Here is a 22,311-nt window from a genome sequence, read left to right as displayed (position 1 = left end):
ATCAGGCGAGCCGGTGACCGCCGTCCACATGCAGGACAGTGCCGGTCACGAAGGTGCTCTTCAGCAGCGAAACCACTGCCACCGCAATATCTTCCGGATTCCCCAGCCGCCGCGCGGGCAGCTTCTCCGCCATGGCCTGCAACCGCTGTTCCTTGTCGTCCCACGGCATCCGCTCCCAGATCCCGGTCATCACCCACCCCGGCGACACGGCATTCACCCGGACCGGCGCCAACTCCACCGCGAGCGCCCGCACCAGCCCCTCGAGCGCCGCGTTCACCGCCGCCACCATCGCCCCACCCGCCGCCGGGCGATACGCCGCGATACCGGAAACAACAGTGAGCGACCCGTTCTCGCTGAGCCGCGCATGCTTCGCCAGCAACATCGACCCGATCAATTTCGTCTCGATGAATCCGCGCCCCTTCTCGAAATCGAACGTGGCGATCGGGCCATATGCCCCCGCCACATCCGCCGCGGTGCTGATCACATGATCGACGGTCCCCACCGTCTCGAACACCCGCGAAACCTGCGCCTCGTCACTGACATCCGCCGCGACCGCACTGACCTTCCCGTCCCCCAACTCCCGCACCGCATCGGCCAGCCGCTCCTGCGACCGCCCGACGATCACCACCTCGTACCCCTCCGCGAGCAGCGAATCGGCAATAGCGAACCCCATTCCCGACCCACCCCCGACTACAACCGCACGCCCAGCCCGCTGCCCAATCCCGTTATCCGTCATGCCATTCAGCCAACCGCCGCGAACACCCCCGGTCCACGACGCTTCTCCGAACCCGTCTTAGCCCCGACCTAACATCCCCGCTCACCGGTTCGAGGCAATCCATTCACCTCGTGAAAACTGATCCGCGGCTCCCCGACAATCCCGACCCACCCGGCCGCATCACCGAACCGCACCGCCGAGAACCGCCGGAACACTTCCTCCGATTCCCATACCTCCGCGATCCGAATCCCGCTCTCCGTGGCCGCGACCCACCCGAACAATCCCCCGTCCGGCATCGACCCACCCGCGGGCGCGCCCAGCCTGCCCATCACGCGGTCGTACTGCTCGACCGTCACCCCATCGACCTGGATCTCCACCCCGACCACCATGGCCGTCCCCCTTTCACCGCCGAACCCCATTGGGCCAGATTCTCCCCAGCCCAGCACGACCCCGAAACACGGGGCAACCGGCCGAGGCTGACACGCTTTTCGGCTGGTTCCGAAAATTGTCGGCGGTGGGTGTCGAGAATGGGCGGGTGGCTCCGTCCCAGGGGTGACAGACACATTCGGCCTGGCTGGTCGAAGCGAACCCAGGGAGACATCATGGCCAAGTATCTGCTGCTCAAGCACTATCGGGGCGCACCGGCGGCGGTCAATGACGTGCCGATGGACCAGTGGACGCCGGAGGAGGTGACCGCGCATGTGCAGTACATGCGGGACTTCGCGGATCGGCTGGAGCGGAGCGGGGAGTTCGTGGACGCGCAGGCGCTGGCGCAGACCGGGACGTGGGTGCGGTCCGACGGGGAGGGGCAGCCGCCGGTGACCGACGGGCCGTTCGCGGAGACGAAGGATCTGATCGCCGGGTGGATGGTGATCGACGTGGACTCCTACGAGCGGGCGATCGAGCTGGCCGGGGAGCTGTCGGCGGCGCCGGGAGCGGGCGGGAAGCCGATCCACGAGTGGCTCGAGCTGCGGCCGTTCCTGAACGAGTCGGCGCACGAGCACGCCGATCACCGCGGGGACGAGCGCACGCAGCAGCGCCTCGTTCACTCGGTCGCCGCCGGAGGTGGTCACGTTCGGGCACGGTGGTGGCCACGCGGGATGCCGCGTTCCTGAGCCCGCGATCAGGACCGGGTGACGGCTCCGAGCTGTGGCACGAGTTGTGTTGCGACAGTGGAGACATGCTTGACGAAGGCGGCCCGGTCGGTGCGGAGGCTGCCTTCGGTCCACTCCACGAACAGGGAGATGATCGCCCCGAACAGCGCGGAGAACTGCATCCGGATCGCGGGGTCGTCGGGTGATCCGGCGACGAGATCCCCGAGCGCGGCGGTGGTGATGGCCGGAAGGGTGTCGCGGACGTACCGGCGCAGGCGGGCGTCGGCGACGGGTTCCATCAGCAGGATCCGGCAGATTCGCGGGTCGGACTCCATCAGTCGGGCGGCCGCGTCGAACAGCCCGGCCAGATCGCGGGCGCCCAAGGCGGGCCGGATGGCCTCCTCGAGCCGCACGAGCGCCGCCGTGTACACCGCGTGCAGCAGGTCGTCGATGTCGGCGAAGCTCTCGTAGAAGAACTTCTGGCTCAACCCGGCCGCACGGCACACGGCCCGCATGCCCAGTGCGGCAACGCCTTCCGTCCCGACGATCTCGGTCCCGGCCTCGATGAGCCGGACGCGCCGGTCCGCCACCCGGTCGTCGGTGCTGCGTCCGCCATAGCTCCTTGACACACCGAGACGATATCAGGAAGCATCTGCTTCAGAAAGCAGTTGCTTCCCGATGGAGTCGCGATGTTCACCGACCACCAGTTCCAGCAGGCCCTCGCACAATCCCGCCTGGCCCAACCGATCCCGAAGATCCTGGGCAACCGAGCCGCCCCGGTCGAAGTCCTCGACGAGCAGGCTCTGACCGCAATGACCACCCGGTGGTTCGACGAATACGAGCACAAGATCGCGTTCTACGCCGACCACGGCCTGGACATCGCCTGGACCCTGGACTGGGCCAAGAAGTACTGGTGGAGCTGGCAAGCCCGCGATATGAGCTACAACCACGAGCTCTACACGCCCGACCTCCGCTACAAGGACGTCACCACCCTGGGCGCCACCATCGTCGGCCTGGACGAGTTCGTGGCCTACAACTTCGCCTTCTTCGACGCCATCCCCGACTGGCGCTACGACCCCATCCCCGGCCAGTCCTTCGTCGACATCACGCCCGGCGGCGAGGTGCGAATAGTGGTGCGCTACTACGGCAGCGGCCATCTCCACGGGCCCTTGAAACTGCACCCGTACGGCGGCGACGCCGTCTCCATCCCCGGCAATGGCGCTTTCGTCCAGTGCACCGCCGTGGACCGCTACCACTTCAACACCGACCACCTCATGTACGAGGGCGAAACCCTCTACGACCTGATCGACGCCGTGCAGACGGCCGGCTTGCTGCCGGGCCCGAAGACGGGCTCCTTCCGGTGGATGATGCGCGGCGCGGCCCTCGCGACGCGGGCGGCAACGGCCCTCGGCCGCAGCGCCCGCTGACTCTCACTTCGACGCGTTCCCGGCGGCGGGGAGTTCGATATTGCGCATGGTGACCAACGCGGTCGCGCACAAGGTCTCCTCGCCCTGGTCGACGCCGTAGACGTCGGCCGCCGCGACCGTGATCGCCTTGCCGGGCTTCACGACCCGCCCACGCGCCACGATCATCTCGCCGCGTGCCGGCGCGAGCAGTTTGACCGTGTAGTCGACGGTCATGTTCACCCACCCGACCGGCAGCAGGGTGCCCGCCGCCGACCCACCCGCGAAGTCCGCGAGCGAGCCGATCACCCCGCCTTGAAAGTTCCCGTTGTGCTCGGTCAGCTCCGCGCGGTACGGCTGGATGATCTCCGCCTCCCCCGCGGCCACCCGGCCGAACGAGAACCCGAGGTGCTTCGCCGCCGGCATGCTGAGGACCACCGCCCGCACGGCCTGTAGGACTTCCGGATTCCCCGTCTGCCACTCGCTCATACCGGTACCGTACCTCCCCAATCTGACCCGAACTTGAATTCAGCGTCAAATTTGGACCCAATGCGGGACTCGATTTCCCCGGCGTGGCACAACCCACACCCGCGCGCCCACCTGGATCCTCTATAAATGTAGAGGGAACCCCCGATACTGATCGGGCGGGTGAAGGAGTTGAGCCGAATGTCGGTGCAACCACTGGTCACTCACGTGTCCCACACCGCGCGGTGGGTGGCCGCGCACCGCGCCATCGAATCCGCCCGGCCGGACGCGCTGTTCCGCGACCCGCTGGCCGACCGCCTGGCCGGTCCGATCGGCCGCGAGATCGCGGCGGCCGCATGAGCGACCGCAACGAGGGCCTGCTGCGCCGCGCACCGTGGACGTTCCTGCCCGCCGAGGGCGTCGCCTACTTCGAGAACCTCGGCTGGGACGCGACCTATCTCGCGTCGATTGTCGTCGCCGCCGCTCGCTTCGATCGGCTCGCGCTCCCCGTCTCCCCCGAGGAACTCGAAGCCCAGCGGCCGGACCCGCGGGCGCCCGGCGACCAGCCCTACAGCGGCGTCGTCCGTCTGACTCCCGCTCGATCCGGGGGCCGCGCGCGCTAGCGGCGGAATTCCTCCACGGGCGTGAACTCGGCTTCGCGGTCGCCGACTTCCTTGCGGTACCACTGTTCTCGGCGGTGGCGCTGTACGCCGTCGGCGATCGCGTCGAGGCCGGGAATGGTGCGGCGGAGGGTCTCGGCGCCGAATATCAGCGGTGCTTGGAGGATCGGGTGCAGGACCCAGGGGAATCGGCGCGGCATGGTGTGGCGGGCGTAGGTCGCCGGGGGTAGCCAGAAGGCCGTGTAGCCGATCTGGATTCGGTAGTTGATGTGGTCGCGAATTCGCTTGGGCCATGGGCTGTCCGGGTTCGGCTCGAAGGCCGGGAGGTAGGACTCGACCAGCTCCTCCCCGTCCGCGCCCGCCGTGTACGCGCGTTTGACGAAGGCGGCGAACATGATTTGCACGGACTCCTGGAAGTTGCGCGGATACCAGGTGGGCTGCACGCCGAGGAGGTGACCCACGTAGCGCCAGAAGTGCAGGGTGGCTTCGATTTCGGTGATGGTGGTCTGGTGGCCGATGCTCCACAGTCCGAGGCCGGGGACCACGCTTCCGGCCAGGAGGGTGAGGGTCGCGTCGCCGATGCTGATCGGGACGCCATTCGGGGGCGGTTTCGAACTCCTCGAACAAGCGGATCAGGGTCGCGATGGTTGCCGGAACCTTGTCCCTGGTCATGCGGCCAGCGTAAAATGAGCTCGTGCTCACTTTCTACTCACTTCTGCGGCGGCGGGGTGCTCATGGCTGAAACCCCGTCTGTACGGCGCAAGAAGCCGAGCCAGGAGCGCGCCCGGGAGACCAAGGAGCGGGTTCTCGACTCCGCCGCTCATCTTTTCGCCGAGCACGGCGTCGCCGATGTGTCCACGAATCGCATCGCCGCGCACGCCCATATCAGTATCGGGTCGCTGTACCGATATTTCGAAGACAAGGCCGCGATCGTCGATGTCCTGCGCAACCGGCTGCTCACCGAATTGGAAGAGTGCTTCACCGAAGCGGTCCTCGGCAGCCTGGGGCTTCCGCTGCACGAGTCGGTGCAGACCAGCATGCGGGCCGTCATGCGCGCCTTGACCTCCCGACAGGGCCTGGTGCGCGCGCTGGCCGCCGACGCCACCGTTTCGGGTATCGGTTTCGGCGGCCTGGAACGTCGGCTGCTGGTGCTGACCCGCGGCTACCTGCTGCAGCAACTCGGCCCGCGTCCCGACGACGAACTCGATACCCGCGCTTTCGTGATGGTGAACGCGGGCTTGGCCGCCAGCCTGCGGATCGCGCTGCACCCGCCGGAGGGACTCGACCCGGACCGGCTCATCGAGGAGACCGCGAACATGTTCGGCGACTGGCTCGCCGCGGGAACCTGAGCGTCCGAACTGTCGACTTGGCCCTCGGCGCGGGACGACGGTGCCGACCACGCCGGCCGCGCCGGTGATCGCGTACGACCCACTGACACCGCCGCTCTGCAGGCTTCGCGCAACGCCCGGCGGCGATGGCGAATGTCGTTAGGATCGCGGCATGGGGAGTCACAGTGTCGATCACATGCCGGATGGGGCCGTGCGGCGTTCGGTTGTTCTGGGTGGGGGCGGTGTCCCCGGTTCGGCGTGGATGGCGGGATTGGCCGCCGAATCGCGCCGCCGGGGAATCGATTTGGCTGCGGCCGACTCGATCGTCGGCACATCCGCGGGCGCGATCGTCGGGGCCGCGCTGATCGTGGGGCGGGATCTGGATTCGTTCGCCGACGATCCACGCCGTCCCGGCAGCGCGGAATCGCCGAACGCGATGAAACCGGAGCTGATCGCCAAGGTTTTCTCACTGATGGCGGACCGGTCACTGGATCGCGAGTTCGCGCGCCGCGAGATCGGCCGTCTCGCAATGACAGTCGAGCCCGCTCTACCCGCGCATATCGCCCCGATGGAGTGGCTGGTCGGCGGCAACGACTGGCCGGACGACAAGTTGCGGATCGTCGTCCTGGACGCGGCAACCGGTGAACGCCGGGTGTGGGACAGCGGCAGCCGTGTCCCCCTGGCCACCGCTGTCGCCGCCAGCCGTTCCTTCCCGGGAACCTTCCCGCCCGTCGTCGTGGCGGACCGCTACTACATCGACGGCGGCGTCTGGTCCCCCACCAACGCCGACCTCGCCGCGGACTCCGACATCCTCCTGGTCGTCGAACCGCTGGCACACCGATTCCCGCCGCAACTGCTCCAGTCCGAACTCGCGACCACGGCGGCCGGAACCGTCGTGCGATTCGTCCCCGACGCGGCCATGATCGACGTATTCAACTCGGCCGCCATCAATCCGGACGTCCTCGCGAGCTGGCCGGCAGCGTTTCGAGCGGGTGTCCGCCAGGCCGAGGACCTGGCACAGCGCTTGATCGACGCCGGCTGGCAGTCACCGGGCCCTGACCCGTCGCGAGTCCGGTATCGGACCGGTCGACAGGCTTGACGGTTCGCCCGTGATCGGCGCAGGGATCTCCGAATAACGGTTCCCGACGGAATGGCCGGTAACCTGCCAGCCATGAGCGCAGGCCTGTTCGGACTCCTCGATGACGTGGCCGTGCTGGCCCGGCTCGCGGCTGCTTCCCTGGATGACATCGGCGCGGCCACCGGGCGGGCGACCGCCAAGGCCGCCGGTGTCGTCATCGACGACACCGCCGTGACACCGCAGTACGTGCACGGCATCACCGCCGACCGCGAACTTCCGATGATCAAGCGGATCGCGATCGGATCGCTGCGTAACAAGCTGGTCTTCATTCTTCCGGCGGCCCTGATCCTCAGCCAGTTCGCGCCGTGGCTGCTCACGCCGATCCTGATGGTCGGCGCCGGCTATCTGTGCTTCGAAGGCGCCGAAAAGGTGCTGGGCCGGTTCCTGCACCACGACAGCCGCGGCACCGAAACCGAGGGCGCCGCCGATGAGAAGGCGATGACCGCGGACGCCATCCGCACCGACTTCATCCTGTCCGCCGAGATCATGGTGATCGCCCTCAACGAGGTGGCCCACCAGTCGTTCGTGCCTCGGCTGATCATCCTCGCCATCGTCGCCGTGGTCATCACCGCCGCGGTGTACGGCGTCGTCGGCGTCATCGTGAAGATGGACGATGTCGGGCTGTCCCTGGCCCAGCGCTCATCGACGTTCGTGCAGGCTCTCGGCCGCGGACTGGTGACGGGAATGCCCAAACTGCTGTCGGCGCTGTCGATCATCGGCACGGTCGCGATGCTCTGGGTCGGCGGGCACATTCTGCTCAGCGGCACCGACACACTCGGCTGGCACGCGCCGTACTCGTGGGTGCACCACGCCGAGGAGGCCGTCCGGGATGCCGTGCCCGGCGTCGGCGGACTGATGGCGTGGCTGACGAACACGGCCGCCTCGGCGGTCATCGGATTCGTCGTCGGCACCATCGTGGTGCTGATCGTGCAGGTGCTGCCTTCAAGGAAAAGAACTGACTGAAGCTGAAACGAGTCTTCGGGGACCAGCCACGGTAGTCTCCAGCTATAGCCGTTTTCGCCAGAATCTTCGCGGCCGGATCGGGGTAAGCAAACACCGGATCAGCACTCGCCGAAAAGGGGTTCGTTATGAAAGCCAGCGTAGGTGACCAGCTTCTGGTTCACGGCCGGACCGTCGGACAGCCCGACCATACGGCCGAAGTCATCGAAGTCCTGGGACAGGAAGGCTCGCCGCCGTACCGTGTCCGATACGACGACGGGCACGAGACCATCATGAGTCCGGGACCCGACACCACCGTCCGGCACATCAGCACCGGAGACTGAACTGACGGAATGACGCCGACCTGGTCGAGCACCGAAGGAGCGTGTGATGGACCCGATGGCATTCCTCGAAGGCGGACCGGCCGACCTTCCCACTCGAATCGTTCCGCTCCCGCCACCGGGTGACGAGGTGAAGATTCAGCACCGCGGCGGATACGAGCATTTCGAGAACTCTCCCGGACATATCGAGACTCCCGAAGGCCGGCTGCCCGTATACCTGTGGTGCCGACGAACCGAGATCGCGGAATAACGGGACTCCGCGACCATCGGTTCCCTGAGGACTTTCCTGTCGACGGTACAGGCTGAAGGCCAGGAAGCTGACTTTCTGCTGATTGCCCAGATGTCGGTCGGCGGCAGTGGCTTTCACGCCCAATTGCGGGGTGATCCCGATCTGCGGGCCCTGCTTGTCGGGCCGGTCCGTCTGGTAGTCGACGAAGGCCAGGCCATGTAGGCCGCGTGGAGTTCGCCGTCGAACAGCTTCCAGAGGAAGGCGTTCATGGTTGCGGCGGCAGGGGCGTGGCGGGTCAGGATTTCGGCTACGGCGGGCGGGACTTCGGACGGGATGTGACCGGTGGCGCAGTCGATTACGTATTCGTTGCGGGCGATTGGGCCGCCGGTGGCGGGGGTCGGGATTCCGCAGACTTCGGTTACCAGCCAGTTGACCAGGCGCATGGCGATGTAGGCGGCGTCGTGGGTGGCGTGGCGTTCGACGAAGTCGCGTTCGTCGGGAGACAAGTCGAAATGTGGTGAGGTGGCCAGGCCGAAGTCGGTGAGGTAGAGCTGCTCACCGTCGGTGCGTATGTTGCCCCAGTGGGCGTCCATGTGTAGGAGCTGATGGTCTCGTAAGAAGGTCACGATCTCGGAGAGCTGATGTTCGATCGTCGCGGCCTTGCCGACCGGGTTGTCGCTCAACATATTCGATGCCGCGTGGGGGATGTATTCGGAGAACAGGACCAGCGAGGAGGGGGCTGCGGCCACCGCTTCCATGCGGGCACGAACCGCTGGCGACCCGCCTTGGGCGGCGACGACCTTGTCGATGTCGGCGTGTTCGGCTGCGATCGGTGGGCGGCCCGGCAGCACCCGCCAGTGGTAGAGCATGGGGAATGACTTGGTTTCACCGGCCAGGATCGCGTTGGTGACCATGTTGTTCGCGGCCAGCTCACGCCATGCGTTGAAGCTGGGGCCGCCGATTCCGTAGTGGCAGTGCAGCGGGAGGTCGAAGAGGTTCGCGGTGGAGGCCGGATTGGCCAGTTCCCGCTCGGATAGCGGGATGCGTTTGGCGAATACCGGTACGCCGTCGACGTCGAGGACCGCCGCACTGCCGCCCACTCCCACGCTGACGGGCCGACCATTGCCGATGAGCTCGGTGAGCTCGCTGTCACTTCGGTATCCCAGCTGATCCGAGAGTCTTTGGTGCCGCTCTTTTCTGGAGGCCGTCACCGGACAAGTCTGCCAGCGGTCGTGGCGAGGCTGCTGGATCGCACACAGAATGGGAGGGGCTGGTGGATCCGAGTGGAAGGAATTTCTGTGGTCAGCTCCGCGGCTCCGGCGCGCTCCGACACGATCGTTCCTGGTCGCGCTGTGGGTGCGCTGACCGCTCTTGCGCTGACCCTCGTCACCACGCTGGTGCTGGCTCCTCCCCCACTGGCCGACACGGGGAACCGCGGCTTCGCTGATCAGGACACGCTGCGGCAGGCTTTGCGTGACGGCTTTGTGGCGTACTGGAATTCCGGTGGTTCGACTCGGCCGCCGGCTCTGACGAGCGTCATCGACTATTGGTTCCGCTTTCATGTGGTCAAGGGCGTGATCGCGGCGCTACTGCTGGTCACGCTCATCGCCCTGGCGGCGTCGCTGTGGAAGGCTTACCTGCGCGCCGGCGGGCTCGGCGTAGGGCCGCAGTCCGCGCTGGCAACGGCGGGCGCCTTGGTCAGCCTGTTCGCTTTCGGGGCGCTTCTGGTGGTGATCGCGAACATCCAAGGGGCAGTGGCGCCGTTCTCCTCTTTGCTGCCGATGCTGCCGTCCGGCGCGAACGACCCCGAGCTGGCCGCCGCCTTCGACCAGATTCGGCAGCAGCTGAACGAATCCACCAGCGCCACACCGCCGGTGGACGACATGGTCGGCGATTTCGCCCGCTACCACGTCACCGTTGCCGTCATCGCCGCGGTACTCGCGATCACCGCCGTTGGCCTCACCGTCGTGTCGTGGAGACGGTTCGTGCGGTCTGCGGATACCCAGAGTAGGCGTCTCTTGTGCGCGTCCGGGATCGTCACCGCCTTGCTGTCGCCGGCCTCGCTCGTCCTGCTGGCGGCGAACACTTCGACGGCGATGAACTCCACGACTGCGCTGGCCGCCTTCTTCAACGGCAGCTGGTGAGCACTGCGGCGACCATCTTGCCCTCGGCATTGGTAATCCAGGTGACAGCCTTGCCGTCGTAGTCCGGGACATTGATCGCCATCCCCTGCTCGAGCCAATACTGCAGCAGCAGAGACTCTTTCATCGTTCCGACTTGCAGGGTGTGTGACGGATTGCACGAGGAATCGGTGGAATCGATCGCTTCCTGGAACGACACCACCGGCCGCGGGCTCCCCATCCACGGGATACCGGGCACGAGCACCGTCGTGGCGGTGACGATCGGATCGTCATGGTCATCATTGGTCCGGAACAGCAATTGCTTCGTGTACACCGGGAACGGAATCCCGAGCAGCCGAGTCTGCACTTCCCGACTCCGCACGATCTGCCCGGGCGCGTAATCAGCCAGGTCCGAGGGCGCTTCGTACCACGGATCCTGATCCGGGGTCGGAATCGGCAGCCGCCCATACAGATCCGGTTCCGCCGGCAACTGCGGCAACTGATTCCGATCGGGCGGGAACGACGGCGGAAAACCCGGCTCGGCCCGCGCGACTCCCGCTGTCATCACGAGGCACAGCGACAACGCCGAGAACACCGTTCGACGAATCCCAGTTCTACGCATCCGACCTCCTTGGCAACCACACGACAACACTGTCTGGGACAGCTCTTCATAATGTAGGTAGCGCGCGGGCAGGGATCAACGGTGAATCTTCCAGCTCTCACCCAGTCGGACTGTGCACTTTGCTCGGCTCGATCGTTGCGGCAGAACGAGATCGGCTATCGTCCGACTCACCATCAACGGCATACATGCGAGGGAATGTGGCGAGCGAGGCGAGGCGGGCAACTCCGGCCGATAAGGATCTGGATCCCGGGTTGTTCGACGGTGAAGCGCAGCAGTCCGCGGCTTGGCTCGCGTGGAGCGACCGGGCTGCGATCGATGGGCGGATCGAGGCATTGTTCGGCGAGACGCTGCCGAGGCTGGAAGCGGCGCGAGGCGGCGATGGTCGCCCATCATTGGATGACCGGTTCAGTGCCGGCGCGTTCGACTGGGTCGTTTCGCAGATCGATGCGGCTGTGCTCGACGAGAACGGGCGGTACATAGCCGAAAACAGCTATCTCGCTCAGCAATTCATCACCTACATCGGTGAGTGGATGGTGCGGCGAGTCGAGGGCGTTTGGTTCAACTCGCCGGGCAACGGGATGCCGATCTTCGATGGGTTCGGCCCGGCGATCGGCTTCCGATGGTCGCAGGAATCCGCGAACGATCTGCTCGTGCCGCTGTTCATGATGGCCGTCGAAGCAGACGACGCGCCCTACGCGTACTTCGTGGACCTGTTATACGGGCGCGCACTGGAGTTCGCGGAGGAGCGGGACCAGCCGGATCTGAAAGCGGAGCTATTCGCCTAACGGTGCGTGGACCTCGAATGCAGTGCGGCCGGCGAGCCCGCGATGAGCGCAGACCCGCTTCGCGAACGAGTCTGCGCCGGATTCAGTGCCGCAATGACACCAGCTTCCGCACCCACGAACGCTTCGGATCCTCATCCGGCTGTTCGGCCGTGGCTGCTGATTCGCTCGATGTGAAGGGGCACCGGGACTCCGCTGCCGCGGCATCCGCCTCCAGCGGCGCTCGCCGTACGAAGGCCGGCCGCAGCTGGGGGTCCGGCGGGTCGTAGTACCGGTGGAAGGTCGGGGTCAGACTCGCCGACAGCGGCGGGTTGATCCAGCTCCAGTCGGCCGGGCATGCTCGGCCCGCGTCCGCTTCGCGCTCGACGTGGTCGATGAACTGCTTGGCGACCGTGTGGTGGTCGACCAGATGGACGCGAGACTGCTTGTAGCTGTGCAGGATTGCACGACTGAGCTCGATCAGCGCGCGGTCGCGCCACAGTGTCCGCTCGTTCGAGCAGTCCATTCGCGCGTGCTCGGCGATCTTCGGGAGCAGGTCGTAGCGGTCGGAATCGCCGAGGTTGCGGCCGATCTCCGAGGAGACGTACCAGCCATTGAACGGCGCACACGGATAGCTGATGCCGCCGATCTCCAGGTCCATGTTCGACACCGCGGGCACCGCATGCCACTTCAAGCCGAGATCGCCGAACCAGGTGTGGTCGGGATGAGTCAGCGGAACCTCCAGGATGAGATCCGCGGGCACCGGGAACAGATGCACTTGCCCATCGGGCGACTGGATCAGCAGCGGGAGCACATCGAATCGACCCTGGCTGCGCGGCCGCCATCCTCTGGCCATCGCGAGATCGGTGAGTTCGACATTCGCGGGATCACCGAGCAGGCCGCCGGGAACTCGATAACCCGCGTATCGGATGAGCTGGGAGTTGAGAATTCGGAATGCCCGTCCCTCGGGATCGGCGGGCGGCCCGATGGTGATGAAGCAGCGGACCGCGCCGCCATTGGTGGCGCGGCGCAGATGCTGCCAGCATGCCTGCGCGATATCGGCCGCGGTGCGCGCGCCGCGCGCATCGAGGACTTCCAGTGCGCGCCAGTGCTTTCGACCGACGCAGCGATCGTGGTTGCGCCATGCCAGCCGGGCGCCGACGCGGAGTTCGTCCACGGTGTGCCGGTAGGTGCCGGTACTCCGGAACTCGCGCAATGCGGTCTTCACCCGGTCGGAGGGCAGGTGCGCCAGTTCGGGGTGGGCGAAGAACTCGGCGCACTCGCGCAGGCGCTCACCATCGGCGCCGGTCGCGGGGGGCGAGTCGGCGTGACCGACTGCCGCATCCTCGGGCTGTCGGCCGGTCGCGGGTGTTCTGCTCCGCCGTGATCCAGATACTGCGGTGGAGATCGTCATGAAGTTGTCGCCTTCGCGCTCGATTCAATCTCGCCTGATATCCAGCCTCGGCCCCTTCCTGACTTCCTTTCCCGCCGCTGAATATCGCACACTTCGCCCAGGGCGCGGGCGGGTTGCTCACGAATCCAACAGCTGCCCGGGAAGAGATTTCGATCGTGATGGGTTGCCCAGGCCCATGACTCTCACCGCAATATCCACGCTGCAAGCTCGCGCCGGTAAGGAAGAGGTGGTGCGCGCGCAGGCGCTGTCGCTGATCGAGCCGTCGTTGGCAGAACCCGGGTGCCTGAGTTACCAGCCCTATCAGCACCCGACTCGGCCTGGAAGCTGGGTCGTCATCGAAACCTGGGACAGCCGTATGGCTTTCGAGGCGCATCTGAACAGCCCGCATCTACAGGAGGCCTTCGCGGCGGGGGCCGAGCTGTTGGCTGGACCGCCCCAGGAACAGGTCTTCGAGGTACCCGACTCGATCTGATGGTCGGCTTGCCGTCGGAGCGCGGCTGATCAGGGTTCGTTCAGTATCAAGAAGCCCTGGTTGGGCCAGACCTTGATGGGGAATTCGCCGTGGTTGATGCGGTTCCACAGAACCCAGGAGCGGTGGTGGACGATCGCGGACTCCTCGTGACCGAGGATGTCGGCGGCGCCCAGCCCAGCCAAAACTAGAACATATGTTCGACTGTGCGGTATTCTCGGTCGGGTGAAGACACCTTCGACTGCACTGGCCCAGAGTGCTCCGGCACGGGGATGGTCGGAACTGGCTGATGTCGATCTGCTGCGCACCCTCGTCGAGACCGAACGGCACCGGCGGCGGCTGGGTGCGGCTATGGTCGCGGCCGTCGCCGAGGCTGAGCGACGTGGTCTCGCCGCCGATACCGGGTACCGCGATACGGCGGAGCTATTGAGTGATCTGTTGCGGATCAGTGCCTCTGAGGCGCGGAGGCGAATCGAATACGCGGCACCGCCGGTCCGCTCGCGTTCCAGAAAGGCGTGGAGGGCGTTGACGGCGGCGGGCTGAGGTCCCGCCCTGGCCGAGGTGTTGGCGGCACGGTCCGCGACGCCACTCACCGCGTCGCGGACCGACCGGAGGCGTCACGCCAGACGGCCACCGCCGTCGACGTGCAGGGTTGTCCCGGTGATGAACGGGTTGGTGAGTGCGAGGAGCGCAGCGGCGGAGATGTCGGCCGGGGTGCCGACCCGGCGGGCGGGGTTGCGTTCGGCGATGGCGGTGAGGAACGAGTCCTTACCGGGTCCGTCCCAGATGCCCGAATCGACAATGCCGGGGGCCAGTGCGTTGACACGGAGCGGCGCGAGTTCGACCGCGAGAGCTGCGGCGGCCGCGGCCGCGGCGGCGTTGGTCGCGGCCATCACTACCCGCCCGGGCGCGGGCCGCCACGCCGCGCCACCGGAGAACAGCAGAATCGCGCCGTCGGGCCGGAAGTGCGGAGCGAGGTGTTTGGCGAGCAGGATCGGACCGATCACCTTGGCGTCGAAGGCGCGGTGGACGGCGCCGCGGTCCAGCTCCGTCACCGGGCCGTTGGCGTGGTCGGCGGCGAGTGACACCAGATAGTCCAGTTCGCCGACGCGCTCGGCGAAGGCGCGGATCGTCGCTTCGTCGGTGAGGTCGAGTTCCGGGCGTCCGACCGAAATAACCTGTGCGCCTTGCGCTGTCGCATCCTCGGCGATACGCCGGCCGATACCCGATCCGGCGCCGACCACGACCATTTTCTTGTTCTGCAGTGTTGTCATGCTTGCTTCAGCGCCGTGCCGCAGACGAATCATCCCTTCGCAACCTGAATGTATTCGATGCTTGCCATAGAATTTGCGAATGCCTACCTTGAGGGCGCTGGAATGCCTGGTCGCGGTCCTGGATGCGGGGTCGATCACCGAAGCCGCGGCAGCACTGCACATGTCACAACCTGCGCTGTCGCATCAGCTGGCGGCGCTGGAACGCGAGATCGGAGCGCCGCTGCTGGAGCGCCTGCCGCGCGGGGTGCGACCGACCACCGTCGGACGGGCGGTGGAGGCCGACGCTCGCGCGACCCTCGCCGCCGCCACCCGCATGGTCGGTGCCGGACGCGCCGCGGCGCGCGGCGAAGCCGGACGGATCCGCCTGGCCTGCGCGGAGAGTCTGACCGTGAGCCTGCTCGCCCCGGTGCTGCGCGCCTGGCGGCGGCGCGCGCCGGATATCGAGGTGCTGGTCGCCGAAGCCACCAGTGCCGACGCACTGGCCCAGTCCATCGAGTCCGGGCGGGCCGACCTCGCGGTCGGTCCGCAGCCGACGCGCTGGACGGGGGCGTCCGCGCTCATCGGCCTCGAGGAGATCGTGGCTGTCCTTCCCACCGATCATCCACTGTCCCAGCACGATCGGCTCAGCTTCGACGACCTGCGCGACCAGCCGATCGTGCACTACCACCGCGATAACGGCCTGGCCGGCTGGTTCGACACCGAAGCCGCCCGCCACGGCGTCACCCTCACCCCGATCATGCGCACCCGCCAGGCCGCCACCGCCGCCCAGCTCGCCGCGGCCGGACTCGGCATCGCCTTGGTCCCCACCACCGCCCTCTCCACGGCCGTACCCGCAGACCTGAAACACCTCGATCCCGGCCTGACCCGAGAGCTGGTGTGTCTCCTCGGCGCGCCCAGCGACCCGCTGGTACGCCGGTTCGCGTCCGACCTCACCGCCCGCGGCGTACCCGTGCATCCACCGATCAGAGCGAAACTCAGCTGACCCGGATCACCGCTGGTCCGGTCCGAACACCGATGGGGGGCATAGCCGGTAGTTTCTCGGGTATGGACAACGAGGGACCCAGCCGGACGGCGCTCGTGACTGCCTACGCCCGTGCCTATCATCAAATTGCTGACCGGCCAAGGATTCTCACCGATCCACTGGCGGCACGACTGCTGGGTGTCAGCGCGGATGAGCTCACCGAATTCGGGCAGCCCGCAGAGGACCGTCCCGGGGCGAATGCGGGGGCCGGAATTCTGCGGCTGGGTGTCAGTGATCGTCCACGCCGCTTGTTCTTTGCCGCCCGTTCCCGTTTCGCCGAGGATCGTGTGGCCGAAGCCGTCGCTGCCGGGGTGCGCCAAGTCGTGATTCTCGGCGCGGGCCTGGACACCTTCGCCTACCGCAACCCGCACCCGAGCCTGCGGGTATTCGAGGTCGACCATCCCGCCACTCAAGCGTGGAAACGCCAACGCCTCACCGAATCCGGCATCGACCTGCCCGACCGATTGACTTTCGTGCCGGTCGATTTCGAAACCGATTCACTGGCAACGCGATTGGAGGCGGCCGGATTCGTTCGGACCGATCCGGCCGTGTTCGTGTGGCTCGGTGTCGTCTTCTATCTGACTCCCGACGCCGCCCGCACCACCCTCGAATACATTGCCGGTCAATCGGAGCCGGTCGAGGTGATCTTCGACTACCTGCAGGCCGCGGACACCGAGGAGGATCGCGCGAAGCTGCGGGCCCGCGAACACCGAGCAGCAGCCATCGGCGAACCCTGGCTCAGCTATTTCACTCCCGACGACCTCGCCGCCCAGTTGCGCGCACTCGGCTTCACCGACGTCGAAGACCATTCCGCCGCGGACCTCATCGCTGGATACCTCGATGAATCCGCCGAATTCGAGGACGAACCACCCCAGGCCCTACGCCCGGTCCACCTACTGCGGGCAAGCCGATACCGCGCCCCTGCCTGATCTGGCCGATCGGTGGCGAGTGCCTCTAAAATAGAGGCATGACGGAGAGCCTCATACTGCCGGTGTGGCAATCGAAGGACCCCACGCGGCTGCCGGACCTGCTCGCCGAGGAGGCGACGTTCTCGAGTCCGGTCGCCGACTACCACGGCCGCGCCCGTGCGGCGCACCTGCTGGCCACGATCGCCACGGTGCTCGACTCGGTGCACCAGACCCGGCAGTGGACCGACGGGCGGGAGAGGATATTCGCCTTCACCGCACGATTCGCCGACCAGGAACTTCAGGGGATGCTGCGGGAAGAGCTCTCCGAGGACGGCCGCCTGACCCACGTGACACTGTTCCTGCGCCCATACCGGGCACTGCGCGCGGCCATCGCGGAAATGGCGCGGCGACTGGAGAATTCACCCGCGCCGCAGGAGGTGTGATTGTGCCGACCGGAACACCGCGCCCCGGAATCCCGGTCCGCGGATCAACCACCGGACGCCCGATCATGGCCCTGTTCGACCTGATCGGGCGGCGCTGGGTACTCCGAGTGATCTGGGAACTCGATCAGGCCCCAACCCCTCTCACCTTCCGGGAACTGCGCACCGCCTGCGGCGACCTCTCCTCGAGCGTGCTGACCCGCCGTCTGGCCGAACTCGTCGAGGCCCGCCTCATCGAGCACGAGGAGGGATACCGACTGACCCGCGCCGGGCGTGCCCTCGTCGAACAGCTCGCACCGCTGACACAGTGGGCAGACGAGTGGCAAACGACGATGGCCGAGCCAGCACCCCAAGCTGGGCGGTAGCCCGGCAACCCCGAACGTAGCTCATGCCGAATGCCGCGCATTTCCAGCGTTAGACGTGGGCGTGCTTCAAGGTCACAGCCATACGGCGAAGCCTGTTCCGCAGTCGCCCATCTATGTTGGGAGTGAGCGGCAGGCCGGTGATGTCAGCGATCCGGTCCGCCACTTCCGCGACCGTGGCTGTATCGGTCCAGATGCGCTCTCCGAACTCCGGCTTGCCCAGCTGCTCGAGGCAACGATCGAGCTTGTCCACCGCGAACTGTTCTCTTCGCAGCAGCAGATCTTGTTGGCCTACGATCCGCAGGAAGGGCACGAGGCCAAGCCCACGGTCACGCAACCTGTCCAGCACCGTTTCCCGTTCAGCGAGCAACGCGAAGTGCCGCACTTCATGCCCGTTTTCGCGCAATCGCCCAACGGTTTCAGCGAAGTACTCGGGTTCGACGACGGTCATCGGCACGATGACCGTCCCCTCGTGTTCGGCGAGCACGAGGTCGAGGATCTCGAATACGCCGTAGCGCCAACTGGCATGGTCTTGAAAATCACCCCGCATGTGCGGAGGCAGCATCCGATGTAGCCCATATCCCAGCTGCTCTGGATCGCAGACCACGCTGCCGGGCAAACGCCTGTGCAACTCGTGGGCCGTCTGAGTCTTGCCTCCGCCAAAGGGCCCATTGATCCACAGCAGCATGATTCCGACCTTACCGATCGACTCACGGATTGCCTTGCCGCCCAGCTGTTCACCCCCAACTCACGTTCTGGAGTCGAATAACCTCTACGCCGCACTCGGGCTCCAACCACCGCCGGCCAGCCCGTCCGCCACCTGCTCCTCGCGGCTGGCTCCAACGGGCTCACGTACGCGCTCATGCCGAATGCAGGGCGTTCGTCCGTCGTAATTCGCTGCTGCACACCTCGACGCTCGTGGTATCGCGGAGTTGCATCCAGCGCTGAGTTACCCCTTTGCTCGGTCGATCCAGGCCCCCGAGCGTCGTTGCGGATGGTGTAGGAGGGGGAGGAGAAAAGCGGTCGAGGGAGGGAGAATGCAACCCACGACGGACTTCAGCTGCGACGGCCGCGCCGAAGGCGCGTACGCCAACCCCGACGATCCGCACACCTTCTACCGATGCATCAACGCCTACCCCGGCCCGGTCCTGGAGGACTGCCCTACCAACCTCTCTGCCGGACGCAACCTTCGGCCGAGCCGGTCGGTGGCGTGGACGAGCCAGTCTGGGTCGCCGTGTCGCCCTCCCCACATCGCTTCGCGGACTGCTCCGACCTGTGTCCAGCGACGTACCCGGTCGGGATCGACTTCGGCGGCGTCGCAATAGGCACCGAGTAGATCGAGCACGGTCGGCTTCATATTCGAGGCGCGGAGCAAGGTATTCGAAGCGGGGGCTGCGTATCACGATGAGGGCGTCGTGTGCCGAGTCGCCGACCGAGGTCTTGGGTCCGTTCGAACGCTATGACGTTTGGTCCTAGTGGCCTGCCTGCACGGTGTCGCATGGTTGTCGTATGACCGGTGTGCTCGAGATCACGGGTGCCGCGGCAGTGGGAATAGTGGCTGCGGTGGCCTACCGGCGTCTTCTGGCGCCTCAACTGATGACGTGGGGTGCGACCGATGACGAAGTTACCGGCCCCTTTCCTGGTGGCGACCTTGTCCCTGAGGGCGAGCGGGGAGCAACCATGGCCGTCACCATCGAGGCGGCCGCAGAGCAGGTATGGCCGTGGCTGGTTCAAATGGGTTGGGACCGCGGAGGCTTCTATTCCTGGGACCTCTTCGACAACGCGGGCCGTCCCAGCGCCCGGGAGGTTCACCCGGAGTGGCAGGGCCTCGGCGTCGGGGACCGCCTGAAGTGCCTCGGCCTCCCCTCTTATGCGGTGGTAACCCTTGAACCGAACCGATTCTTGGGGCTCTACTGGTTAGCCGATCTCCGAGGACAGTTGCTCGATCCAAGCCAGCCGCGGCCCTCGGCCTACATGGAGGGGCTCTGGGGCTTTCGCCTGACCAAGCTGCCTGGCCGACGCACCCGCCTGGTCATCGGCGGCTATCAAGCCGCCCGCCCCAGATGGTTCGAGCGGTTGATGTACGACTGGGTCTTTCCCGTAGTGGTGTGGATCATGCAGGCGCGCATGCTGGCCGTGCTGAAGCGCAACGTCGAGCGGACGGCCTCTGCGCTCGCTGAGCAACAGACAAGACGTGCGGATAGTGGCATGTCAGGCGACCTCGGTCTCGGTTGATCGGTCCGGTTCGGTCGGGGTGATCAATGGCCCGAGGTCAACTCGAGCCGTTGGGCATCCATGGAACGCCTGTCTATGCCAATGAGCGAGCGGTCCGCCGGTCCGTGCGCGCCCTATTCTCGACTTGGACCGATCCCTGGAGCTTGACTTCTCCGAGCGGGTGATTCACGGCCGGGTGTGTGCCAGGCGGGTGAAGGTTGCGTGTAGTGCGCGGGTGAGGGTGTCTTGTTCGGGGAGGATGTCGGGGTCGGCGATGGTGTTGACCGTGAGGGTGCCTGCGTAGGACAGCACCGCGAAGGTGACGCCGATGTTTCCCGGTGTTGCTACCAGTGGCATGAGCGCGTCGATCCGGTGGCCCGCCAGGTGCAGGGCCGTGCCGGGGCCGCGCAGGTTCGTTTCGAAGCTGTGCACCAGTCGTTGATGGTCGATGAACAGCCGGAACAAGCCGAAGCGATGAAGCAGCCGGAATGCCAACCCCAGCGGCCTCGCCGAGCTCGCCCGGGTCGACGATCCTCGCGCAGCGGTGTTCGCGGTGACGATCGCGGTAAGCCGAGCCGGATCATCGGTGATGGCCGGCACCGCCAGCGGGCGCACGCCGGTGTTGTTGCCGAGATCGCTCACGGTGGTGGTACGGCGCCCGGAGACCGGAATCGACATCACCAGCCGGTGCAGTCGTTCCCCGCGCGCGTCCAGGATCTCGAGCAGGGCACCGGTGACCGCGGCGAGGACGACATCGTTGACGGTGCCCCCGAACCGGTGTGCGGTGGCGGCCACCTCGTTCAGCGCCACGGCGGTCGATGCCAGTCTGCGGCGGTGTGTGGTGGGCCGGATCAGCGAGATCCGTTCGGCTGGACGCAGTTAGGGCACCCCGAATGTCAATTCCCGCAGTCCCGCACAGCCACGCCGGAGATCGGCCGCAAGCGAGCCGATCGCGCGCAGCTTCGCCAGTGTCGCGTCCACCGCAAGTCCCCGGATGCTTGGCGCTGGGCGTGGAAACCGCGCGACGGCTGCGTGGTTGCCTTCGTCGGCCAGGGCAGTCAGGACGGCCAGACTGCCGAGGCCGTCCGCGAGCACGTGATGCAGGACGACGACGAGTGCGGCATGGCCGGTTCCGGTCACCGAATACGCCTGCCACAGCGGAAGGTCGGGTGCGAATGGACGGCACAGCAGGTCGGCGGCGATATCGAACAGTGCCCGGCGAGTGCCTGGTTGCGGCCACCGCAGGTGTGTCAGATGCCGGTCCACCGAGAACGTCGGATCGTCGACCCAGATCGGTCGGCCGCAGCCGAAAGGGGTGCGGCGCAGCGCCTGTCGCAGACGCGGGACATGCGGGACACGTTCGCGCAGCAACGCGCGAACTTCGGCCGGAGTCGGCCCCGCACCGTCGAAGATCAGAATTGCGCCGAGGTTCATCGGCACCGAGGCATGGTCTGCGGCCAGCACCGTCAGGTCCGCCGGCCCGGCTCGGTCGATCCGGCCTCGGCGTGAACTGTCAGCGTGCCATCGGAATCCGCTGGCACGCAACGACTGCCGGTCGATATCCATTCATCCCCGTGTTTCCGCATCCGTAGCGATCGTGCGCAACGTGGCCCGCATCATGTGCGCCACGAACGGGCGGATCAACCACCAGTACCGCAGAAATCGCCGCCGCGATACAGGATCGGTGGTGACGGTGCGAACCTCGTAGCCGAGCAGGCTGGCATGCTCGCCATAACCGGTGACGGTGAAGTTCGCCGCGATCTTCCCCCATCCCGGCTCGGTGAAGCCGGCAAAGTCCGCCCGTGGTACGTCGCGCCATTCGATATCCGGCCGCCAGAACTTGCCGACCGCACCGAACGCGATCTCACGTCCCGGTATCTCGCCGAGCAGCAGCCAGCCCGGCAGCCCGACCCCCTCACCCACCACCAGTCGCTGCGGAGTGGGGACCGCCCGGCCGCTCCAGCGAGCGGGCAGCCCCCGAATCCACATCGAGACCGTCGTCACTGGCGTACGCACGCTCAGTAAATCCAGACCGCGTGCAGCCTGATAGGTCGCACGCGGATCAGCGTGCACCACCAGATGCTCGATCAGGCCAGCGTCGAAGGCCGGCACCGCGGACTCGATAAGCACGGGTCCGACACCAGATCCCGTCGTCATAGATCCATCATCGGCACAGCTCCGCAGCCGCCCCAGGGCCGAAGGTAACGTCGCCCCGAGACCTTGGGAGGAGATATCCGACCGATCGTTCTCACCAGCGGTTCAGGACATCCGATATTGCCGCTTACAAGGCTGTTCGGACCGGCCAGGCCGTTGCCGCAGGTTGACCTCCAGGCTCAGGACAGCCTGATCGACCAATGCAGTCCTACGAGTGCGCGTTCTGCGGGGAAACAGTCCACGGCACGAGCGCTGAGTTGCGTGTCATAACGGTATCCGC

General features: G+C 66.5%; 30 protein-coding genes and 2 pseudogenes. 18 read left to right on the top strand and 14 right to left on the bottom strand.

From position 1 onward, the window contains the following. Position 1: 1 nt before the first annotated feature. Positions 2-736, bottom strand: coding sequence for an SDR family oxidoreductase (locus tag ACFV4K_RS02345; protein ID WP_379271414.1), 735 nt, complete (start codon positions 734-736; stop codon positions 2-4). A gap of 68 nt (positions 737-804) precedes the next feature. Then, positions 805-1,104, bottom strand: a complete 300-nt coding sequence (locus tag ACFV4K_RS02340) for a hypothetical protein (protein WP_379271412.1) — start codon at positions 1,102-1,104, stop codon at positions 805-807. A 213-nt stretch (positions 1,105-1,317) separates the two neighbouring features. Here ACFV4K_RS02340 and ACFV4K_RS02335 point away from each other — a divergent pair. Then, positions 1,318-1,704: pseudogene (locus tag ACFV4K_RS02335) on the top strand (YciI family protein); the annotation flags it as partial. A gap of 134 nt (positions 1,705-1,838) precedes the next feature. Here ACFV4K_RS02335 and ACFV4K_RS02330 read toward each other — a convergent pair. Continuing rightward, entirely contained in the window at positions 1,839-2,438 is a 600-nt protein-coding gene (locus ACFV4K_RS02330) for a TetR/AcrR family transcriptional regulator (RefSeq protein WP_379271411.1), read from the bottom strand. A gap of 60 nt (positions 2,439-2,498) precedes the next feature. On the opposite strand from ACFV4K_RS02330, the gene ACFV4K_RS02325 reads away from it, so the two are divergent. Further along, a complete protein-coding gene (locus tag ACFV4K_RS02325) occupies positions 2,499-3,236 on the top strand; it encodes a nuclear transport factor 2 family protein (protein ID WP_379271410.1) in 738 nt (245 codons plus the stop codon). A 3-nt stretch (positions 3,237-3,239) separates the two neighbouring features. Here ACFV4K_RS02325 and ACFV4K_RS02320 read toward each other — a convergent pair whose 3' ends face one another. After that, the gene (locus tag ACFV4K_RS02320; protein ID WP_379271408.1) at positions 3,240-3,701 is read right to left on the bottom strand and encodes a PaaI family thioesterase; all 462 of its coding nucleotides are present in this window, start codon (positions 3,699-3,701) and stop codon (positions 3,240-3,242) included. A gap of 177 nt (positions 3,702-3,878) precedes the next feature. On the opposite strand from ACFV4K_RS02320, the pseudogene ACFV4K_RS02315 reads away from it, so the two are divergent. Both ACFV4K_RS02315 and ACFV4K_RS02310 read left to right on the top strand, forming a co-directional pair. Beyond that, positions 3,879-4,022 (top strand): annotated as a pseudogene (locus ACFV4K_RS02315) (SAM-dependent methyltransferase); the annotation flags it as partial. A gap of 11 nt (positions 4,023-4,033) precedes the next feature. Further along, positions 4,034-4,300: a hypothetical protein gene (locus ACFV4K_RS02310; RefSeq protein ID WP_379271406.1), complete on the top strand. Its 267-nt coding sequence runs from the start codon at positions 4,034-4,036 to the stop codon at positions 4,298-4,300. Here the strand turns inward: ACFV4K_RS02310 and ACFV4K_RS02305 are convergent. Further along, positions 4,297-4,842 carry an oxygenase MpaB family protein gene (locus ACFV4K_RS02305; protein ID WP_379271405.1) on the bottom strand — a complete coding sequence of 182 codons (546 nt, stop codon included), beginning with the start codon at positions 4,840-4,842 and terminating at the stop codon, positions 4,297-4,299. The genes ACFV4K_RS02310 and ACFV4K_RS02305 overlap by 4 nt on opposite strands. Positions 4,843-5,031: 189 nt before the next feature. Between ACFV4K_RS02305 and ACFV4K_RS02300 the strand changes: the two genes are divergently transcribed. From ACFV4K_RS02300 to ACFV4K_RS02280, 5 genes are all read left to right on the top strand, one after another. After that, positions 5,032-5,646: a TetR/AcrR family transcriptional regulator gene (locus ACFV4K_RS02300; protein ID WP_379271403.1), complete on the top strand. Its 615-nt coding sequence runs from the start codon at positions 5,032-5,034 to the stop codon at positions 5,644-5,646. 151 nt (positions 5,647-5,797) lie between these two features. Next, positions 5,798-6,724 carry a patatin-like phospholipase family protein gene (locus ACFV4K_RS02295; protein WP_379271402.1) on the top strand — a complete coding sequence of 309 codons (927 nt, stop codon included), beginning with the start codon at positions 5,798-5,800 and terminating at the stop codon, positions 6,722-6,724. 72 nt (positions 6,725-6,796) lie between these two features. Continuing rightward, positions 6,797-7,726: a DUF808 domain-containing protein gene (locus ACFV4K_RS02290; RefSeq protein WP_379271400.1), complete on the top strand. Its 930-nt coding sequence runs from the start codon at positions 6,797-6,799 to the stop codon at positions 7,724-7,726. Positions 7,727-7,851: 125 nt separating this feature from the next. Further along, positions 7,852-8,046: a DUF1918 domain-containing protein gene (locus ACFV4K_RS02285; RefSeq protein ID WP_379271398.1), complete on the top strand. Its 195-nt coding sequence runs from the start codon at positions 7,852-7,854 to the stop codon at positions 8,044-8,046. 46 nt (positions 8,047-8,092) lie between these two features. Next, positions 8,093-8,293 carry a DUF5988 family protein gene (locus ACFV4K_RS02280; protein WP_379271397.1) on the top strand — a complete coding sequence of 67 codons (201 nt, stop codon included), beginning with the start codon at positions 8,093-8,095 and terminating at the stop codon, positions 8,291-8,293. 113 nt (positions 8,294-8,406) lie between these two features. Here ACFV4K_RS02280 and ACFV4K_RS02275 read toward each other — a convergent pair whose 3' ends face one another. After that, complete coding sequence (locus ACFV4K_RS02275; RefSeq protein WP_379271395.1) at positions 8,407-9,483, bottom strand: serine/threonine protein phosphatase; 1,077 nt, start codon at positions 9,481-9,483, stop codon at positions 8,407-8,409. A gap of 87 nt (positions 9,484-9,570) precedes the next feature. Between ACFV4K_RS02275 and ACFV4K_RS02270 the strand changes: the two genes are divergently transcribed. Next, entirely contained in the window at positions 9,571-10,416 is an 846-nt protein-coding gene (locus ACFV4K_RS02270; RefSeq protein WP_379271393.1) for a hypothetical protein, read from the top strand. Here the strand turns inward: ACFV4K_RS02270 and ACFV4K_RS02265 are convergent. Further along, the gene (locus tag ACFV4K_RS02265) at positions 10,400-10,987 is read right to left on the bottom strand and encodes a hypothetical protein (protein ID WP_379271392.1); all 588 of its coding nucleotides are present in this window, start codon (positions 10,985-10,987) and stop codon (positions 10,400-10,402) included. The genes ACFV4K_RS02270 and ACFV4K_RS02265 overlap by 17 nt on opposite strands. A gap of 224 nt (positions 10,988-11,211) precedes the next feature. Between ACFV4K_RS02265 and ACFV4K_RS02260 the strand changes: the two genes are divergently transcribed. After that, positions 11,212-11,799, top strand: coding sequence for a hypothetical protein (locus tag ACFV4K_RS02260; RefSeq protein ID WP_379271390.1), 588 nt, complete (start codon positions 11,212-11,214; stop codon positions 11,797-11,799). A gap of 82 nt (positions 11,800-11,881) precedes the next feature. Here ACFV4K_RS02260 and ACFV4K_RS02255 read toward each other — a convergent pair whose 3' ends face one another. Beyond that, positions 11,882-13,189, bottom strand: a complete 1,308-nt coding sequence (locus ACFV4K_RS02255; RefSeq protein ID WP_379271388.1) for a nitric oxide synthase oxygenase — start codon at positions 13,187-13,189, stop codon at positions 11,882-11,884. Between the two features lie 175 nt (positions 13,190-13,364). Here ACFV4K_RS02255 and ACFV4K_RS02250 point away from each other — a divergent pair, with 175 nt between their 5' ends. After that, on the top strand, positions 13,365-13,661 hold the full coding sequence (locus tag ACFV4K_RS02250; RefSeq protein WP_379271387.1) for a putative quinol monooxygenase: 297 nt from the start codon (positions 13,365-13,367) through the stop codon (positions 13,659-13,661). 29 nt (positions 13,662-13,690) lie between these two features. Here the strand turns inward: ACFV4K_RS02250 and ACFV4K_RS02245 are convergent, their stop codons facing one another. Beyond that, complete coding sequence (locus ACFV4K_RS02245; RefSeq protein ID WP_379271385.1) at positions 13,691-13,843, bottom strand: tRNA-dependent cyclodipeptide synthase; 153 nt, start codon at positions 13,841-13,843, stop codon at positions 13,691-13,693. A 40-nt stretch (positions 13,844-13,883) separates the two neighbouring features. Between ACFV4K_RS02245 and ACFV4K_RS02240 the strand changes: the two genes are divergently transcribed. Beyond that, positions 13,884-14,201 (top strand): DUF222 domain-containing protein, encoded by a 318-nt coding sequence (locus tag ACFV4K_RS02240; RefSeq protein ID WP_379271383.1) that lies wholly within the window; start codon positions 13,884-13,886, stop codon positions 14,199-14,201. 74 nt (positions 14,202-14,275) lie between these two features. On the opposite strand, the gene ACFV4K_RS02235 is transcribed toward ACFV4K_RS02240, so the two are convergent. Next, positions 14,276-14,932, bottom strand: a complete 657-nt coding sequence (locus ACFV4K_RS02235; protein ID WP_379271381.1) for an SDR family oxidoreductase — start codon at positions 14,930-14,932, stop codon at positions 14,276-14,278. A gap of 79 nt (positions 14,933-15,011) precedes the next feature. On the opposite strand from ACFV4K_RS02235, the gene ACFV4K_RS02230 reads away from it, so the two are divergent. The 4 genes from ACFV4K_RS02230 to ACFV4K_RS02215 all read left to right on the top strand — a co-directional run bounded on the left by ACFV4K_RS02230 (position 15,012) and on the right by ACFV4K_RS02215 (position 17,666). After that, a complete protein-coding gene (locus ACFV4K_RS02230) occupies positions 15,012-15,914 on the top strand; it encodes a LysR substrate-binding domain-containing protein (protein WP_379271379.1) in 903 nt (300 codons plus the stop codon). 62 nt (positions 15,915-15,976) lie between these two features. After that, a complete protein-coding gene (locus tag ACFV4K_RS02225) occupies positions 15,977-16,882 on the top strand; it encodes a class I SAM-dependent methyltransferase (protein WP_379271378.1) in 906 nt (301 codons plus the stop codon). 38 nt (positions 16,883-16,920) lie between these two features. Further along, positions 16,921-17,304, top strand: coding sequence for a nuclear transport factor 2 family protein (locus tag ACFV4K_RS02220; protein WP_379271376.1), 384 nt, complete (start codon positions 16,921-16,923; stop codon positions 17,302-17,304). A 2-nt stretch (positions 17,305-17,306) separates the two neighbouring features. Then, positions 17,307-17,666, top strand: coding sequence for a winged helix-turn-helix transcriptional regulator (locus tag ACFV4K_RS02215; RefSeq protein WP_379271374.1), 360 nt, complete (start codon positions 17,307-17,309; stop codon positions 17,664-17,666). A 49-nt stretch (positions 17,667-17,715) separates the two neighbouring features. Here ACFV4K_RS02215 and ACFV4K_RS02210 read toward each other — a convergent pair whose 3' ends face one another. Beyond that, positions 17,716-18,351: an AAA family ATPase gene (locus ACFV4K_RS02210; RefSeq protein WP_379271373.1), complete on the bottom strand. Its 636-nt coding sequence runs from the start codon at positions 18,349-18,351 to the stop codon at positions 17,716-17,718. A gap of 821 nt (positions 18,352-19,172) precedes the next feature. Between ACFV4K_RS02210 and ACFV4K_RS02205 the strand changes: the two genes are divergently transcribed. Further along, positions 19,173-19,898: a hypothetical protein gene (locus ACFV4K_RS02205; RefSeq protein ID WP_379271371.1), complete on the top strand. Its 726-nt coding sequence runs from the start codon at positions 19,173-19,175 to the stop codon at positions 19,896-19,898. A gap of 165 nt (positions 19,899-20,063) precedes the next feature. Here ACFV4K_RS02205 and ACFV4K_RS02200 read toward each other — a convergent pair whose 3' ends face one another. The 3 genes from ACFV4K_RS02200 to ACFV4K_RS02190 form a co-directional block, all read right to left on the bottom strand. After that, positions 20,064-20,687, bottom strand: coding sequence for a WS/DGAT domain-containing protein (locus ACFV4K_RS02200; protein ID WP_379271369.1), 624 nt, complete (start codon positions 20,685-20,687; stop codon positions 20,064-20,066). A 69-nt stretch (positions 20,688-20,756) separates the two neighbouring features. Further along, a complete protein-coding gene (locus ACFV4K_RS02195; protein ID WP_379271367.1) occupies positions 20,757-21,443 on the bottom strand; it encodes a wax ester/triacylglycerol synthase domain-containing protein in 687 nt (228 codons plus the stop codon). Beyond that, a complete protein-coding gene (locus ACFV4K_RS02190; RefSeq protein WP_379271365.1) occupies positions 21,444-22,034 on the bottom strand; it encodes a hypothetical protein in 591 nt (196 codons plus the stop codon). Positions 22,035-22,311 lie beyond the last annotated feature (277 nt).

The sequence above is a fragment of the Nocardia sp. NPDC059764 genome, from assembly GCF_042732555.1.
Classification (GTDB): domain Bacteria; phylum Actinomycetota; class Actinomycetes; order Mycobacteriales; family Mycobacteriaceae; genus Nocardia.
This window is presented reverse-complemented; position numbering and strand designations above follow the sequence as displayed.

Bases quoted from the DNA above. Each gene is read 5' to 3' on its own strand.
- ACFV4K_RS02325 (WP_379271410.1), top strand. From the start codon at position 2,499: ATGTTCACCGACCACCAGTTCCAGCAGGCCCTCGCACAATCCCGCCTG.
- ACFV4K_RS02345 (WP_379271414.1), bottom strand. From the start codon at position 736: ATGACGGATAACGGGATTGGGCAGCGGGCTGGGCGTGCGGTTGTAGTC.
- ACFV4K_RS02295 (WP_379271402.1), top strand. From the start codon at position 5,798: ATGGGGAGTCACAGTGTCGATCACATGCCGGATGGGGCCGTGCGGCGT.
- ACFV4K_RS02280 (WP_379271397.1), top strand. From the start codon at position 8,093: ATGGACCCGATGGCATTCCTCGAAGGCGGACCGGCCGACCTTCCCACT.
- ACFV4K_RS02190 (WP_379271365.1), bottom strand. From the start codon at position 22,034: ATGACGACGGGATCTGGTGTCGGACCCGTGCTTATCGAGTCCGCGGTG.
- ACFV4K_RS02250 (WP_379271387.1), top strand. From the start codon at position 13,365: ATGACTCTCACCGCAATATCCACGCTGCAAGCTCGCGCCGGTAAGGAA.
- ACFV4K_RS02230 (WP_379271379.1), top strand. From the start codon at position 15,012: ATGCCTACCTTGAGGGCGCTGGAATGCCTGGTCGCGGTCCTGGATGCG.
- ACFV4K_RS02205 (WP_379271371.1), top strand. From the start codon at position 19,173: ATGACCGGTGTGCTCGAGATCACGGGTGCCGCGGCAGTGGGAATAGTG.
- ACFV4K_RS02255 (WP_379271388.1), bottom strand. From the start codon at position 13,189: ATGACGATCTCCACCGCAGTATCTGGATCACGGCGGAGCAGAACACCC.
- ACFV4K_RS02290 (WP_379271400.1), top strand. From the start codon at position 6,797: ATGAGCGCAGGCCTGTTCGGACTCCTCGATGACGTGGCCGTGCTGGCC.
- ACFV4K_RS02310 (WP_379271406.1), top strand. From the start codon at position 4,034: ATGAGCGACCGCAACGAGGGCCTGCTGCGCCGCGCACCGTGGACGTTC.
- ACFV4K_RS02285 (WP_379271398.1), top strand. From the start codon at position 7,852: ATGAAAGCCAGCGTAGGTGACCAGCTTCTGGTTCACGGCCGGACCGTC.
- ACFV4K_RS02300 (WP_379271403.1), top strand. From the start codon at position 5,032: ATGGCTGAAACCCCGTCTGTACGGCGCAAGAAGCCGAGCCAGGAGCGC.
- ACFV4K_RS02210 (WP_379271373.1), bottom strand. From the start codon at position 18,351: ATGCTGCTGTGGATCAATGGGCCCTTTGGCGGAGGCAAGACTCAGACG.
- ACFV4K_RS02195 (WP_379271367.1), bottom strand. From the start codon at position 21,443: ATGGATATCGACCGGCAGTCGTTGCGTGCCAGCGGATTCCGATGGCAC.
- ACFV4K_RS02320 (WP_379271408.1), bottom strand. From the start codon at position 3,701: ATGAGCGAGTGGCAGACGGGGAATCCGGAAGTCCTACAGGCCGTGCGG.
- ACFV4K_RS02235 (WP_379271381.1), bottom strand. From the start codon at position 14,932: ATGACAACACTGCAGAACAAGAAAATGGTCGTGGTCGGCGCCGGATCG.
- ACFV4K_RS02340 (WP_379271412.1), bottom strand. From the start codon at position 1,104: ATGGTGGTCGGGGTGGAGATCCAGGTCGATGGGGTGACGGTCGAGCAG.
- ACFV4K_RS02220 (WP_379271376.1), top strand. From the start codon at position 16,921: ATGACGGAGAGCCTCATACTGCCGGTGTGGCAATCGAAGGACCCCACG.
- ACFV4K_RS02225 (WP_379271378.1), top strand. From the start codon at position 15,977: ATGGACAACGAGGGACCCAGCCGGACGGCGCTCGTGACTGCCTACGCC.